4 protein-coding genes are annotated in these 2,664 nt (G+C 34.3%); all 4 read right to left on the minus strand.

What is annotated here, in order from left to right:
• Positions 1-178 precede the first annotated feature (178 nt).
• Positions 179-421 carry a cytochrome C oxidase subunit IV family protein gene (locus tag VFS71_RS13295; protein WP_326401794.1) on the minus strand — a complete coding sequence of 81 codons (243 nt, stop codon included), beginning with the start codon at positions 419-421 and terminating at the stop codon, positions 179-181.
• A 2-nt stretch (positions 422-423) separates the two neighbouring features.
• The gene (locus tag VFS71_RS13300) at positions 424-1,005 is read right to left on the minus strand and encodes a cytochrome c oxidase subunit 3 (protein ID WP_326401796.1); all 582 of its coding nucleotides are present in this window, start codon (positions 1,003-1,005) and stop codon (positions 424-426) included.
• Positions 1,006-1,017: 12 nt separating this feature from the next.
• Entirely contained in the window at positions 1,018-1,983 is a 966-nt protein-coding gene (locus tag VFS71_RS13305; protein WP_326401797.1) for a DUF438 domain-containing protein, read from the minus strand.
• A gap of 161 nt (positions 1,984-2,144) precedes the next feature.
• A partial coding sequence (locus tag VFS71_RS13310) for a nitric oxide reductase activation protein NorD (RefSeq protein WP_326401798.1) occupies positions 2,145-2,664 on the minus strand: 520 nt, incomplete at its 5' end.

Consider the following 2,664-nt stretch of genomic DNA (forward strand, 5'->3'; position numbering starts at 1 on the left):
AGCAATAATTTTAAAGGGTTTGCTAAAATGGAATAATTGTTTCATAATTGTTTCGTTTTAAAAAGTGGTTTTTTATATTAAGGATAGTTTTGTCTTTTTTTATTGTAGTGTAAAATTAAAGTTTGAGATTTAAAAAATTAATGATAAATATCATGTTTTTAACTTTTTTTTAAGACCCTTATTTTATCCCAATAATTAAAACCACAAGCAATCCTAAAGTTAGTATTAAACTGATTTTCCAGAACGAATGCGCCTTTTTTAATTCCATAAATTGAAAAGCAACCAATAGAAATTTAAAAGCAGCCAAAGCCATTATTAAAGGAGCGACAAAAGCTGATACACTAAACAAATTTGACACACAAGATGTTGTAATAGTGGTGATTAACAGCAATACGAAGACTAAAATTAGTGAATTTTTCATTACTAAAAAAATAAATAAAGTATAGGAAATAAAAGCAGCCAAATCAAATCACACATATGCCAAAAAGCCGCACATGCTTCAACGTCTTCGGTGGTGGTATCGGAGTTTTTCTTTTTCATTCCGTAATTTGTCCAACCCAAAATAACCAATCCCATAATAACATGGATTACATGGAAACCTGTCAATAACCAATAAAAAGTATAAAACATATTGGTATCCAATGAAATTCCACTTTCTATTTTATGGTAATATTCTACACTTTTAAGTGCTAAGAATAAAAATCCTCCTAGCATAGCCAACTTAAAGAATACGGATGATTTCTGAACATCATTTTCCTTAAATAGCTGTACTGCATTGGCCATAAAAAAACCGCTTGCCAATAAGAAAACTGTATTTACTGCACCAAAAGTGGTATTCAATTTCATGCGTGATTCGTGAAAAACAGTGGCGTTTTCACTTCCGTAATACACAAAAGCGAACAATGCCATTCCGAAAGTAATGAGTTCCAGAAAAATGATAATCCACATTAGGATTCCTCCCGGCGGATAATAGATGTTTTTGTAATTTATTTTTAGAGTTTCCATAATTGCTGTCTTTTACTCCCAATCCAATAGTCTTTTTTCGCCTTCAATTTTCTTGATATCCGTAATATCCTGAGACATTTCGATCACGCCTTTGTAATTTTTATTAGCATCTCTTACGGCGAAATAGCGGATATAAATCAGGCGATCCTTGTAGTTAATCCAAAAAGAAGATTCGCTCTGGGCTCCTTTTCTGAATTCATCAAGGATTTTCAGAACCGTTCCCACACTTTTTGGAGGATGGCAAAACTTTACTTCACGGCCAATGATTCCGGCACTTCTAGGAAATACGCGCTCTTCACCTCTGTTGTAGAAAATCACTCTGTCATTTTCGTCCACATAAGTCAAATCTAACGGCATGGTTCTGAAAAGCAGATTCACCTGCTCCACTGTCATGTACCCTTCATCAAAATGAGAAGTGTTTTCTAATGAAAAAGGCATTTCCCTGATGGTAAAATCTTCGCTCGGATGTACATATTCTACTTTTGGGAAAGACGGTGGGGTTTGGGACAACATCCAACCAATTTCTTCTTCCCCTTTGCGCATTTCGATCCAATCACTTTCGGTAAGAATGTCCAATGCATTTGGGAACAAAACGTTTTCTTCAACTTCCATTAATCTGTAAATTCCGTCCACCAAAAAAGTTGTATTAGTTCCAACTCTTTCTGGATTATTCATTTTGAGATAATACTGAATCAAGCGAAACTGCTCTCTCAAATTATCATGGAACGACCACATCCCCTGAGACGGACCAACCCAACCTTTTTTTTCTAAAAAAGGAAAAAGCTGATTTTCTTTGCGGGCAAATCGTTTCTCTATCGTAAATAACTGATTGAATATGTTGGTGTATTTAGGCAAATCAATCAATGGATTTACACTTGTAATCTCTTGCAAAAGAGACTCTATTAATTCTTTTTCCTGAAAGTAAATCCAAACTGGATGACCTTCTGGCAATACTGGTGTATGAACTGTTTCTGTCATTTCAATTAAATTTTATTTTGGACCATTTCCTTTTCTAAAAGATCTTTTTAACCATTAAGACATTAAGAAAATTAAGCTTTGGAAAAACATTTCAAATCATTAAGCTTTTGCCTTAATAAAACTTAATCCCTTAATGGTTCATTAAAAAAATGGTTTATTGGTTATTTTTGGTGTTTTATCTTTTCGTATAATTTCACTAACGATTGAAGTAACTCAACAGGAGTCGTTAAAATCTGATAGTGGTTTTGCCCGAACATTTGAGGCAGATAATATTTAGCTTCGGCTTCAATAGCCAATGCATAAGAATTAATGTTTTTTGAATTGAGTTCCCGAAGGGCTTGCTTCACGTCATTGACTCCATATTTCCCTTCGTATTTATCATAATCATTGGGTTTTCCGTCAGAAATCAGGATTACCCATTTATTTTTTGTGCTTCGTTTATCGAGGCGAACTCCTGCATGTCGCAGTGCAGCGCCAATTCGGGTGTAACCGCTAGGTTCTACTGCTCCCACTTTGTGTTTAGCGATATTCCAACTTTCGTCAAAATCTTTGATGGTCAGGTAAGTCGAATAATTTCTAGTTTTGGAATAAAAACTGTCAATAGAAAAATCGATATTGAATTCGTTAAGGATTTCCCCAAACAAAATGGAAACTTCTTTCTCTACATCAATCACCCTGTTG

Source organism: Flavobacterium sp. (genome assembly GCF_035760125.1).
Taxonomy (GTDB): Bacteria; Bacteroidota; Bacteroidia; order Flavobacteriales; family Flavobacteriaceae; genus Flavobacterium.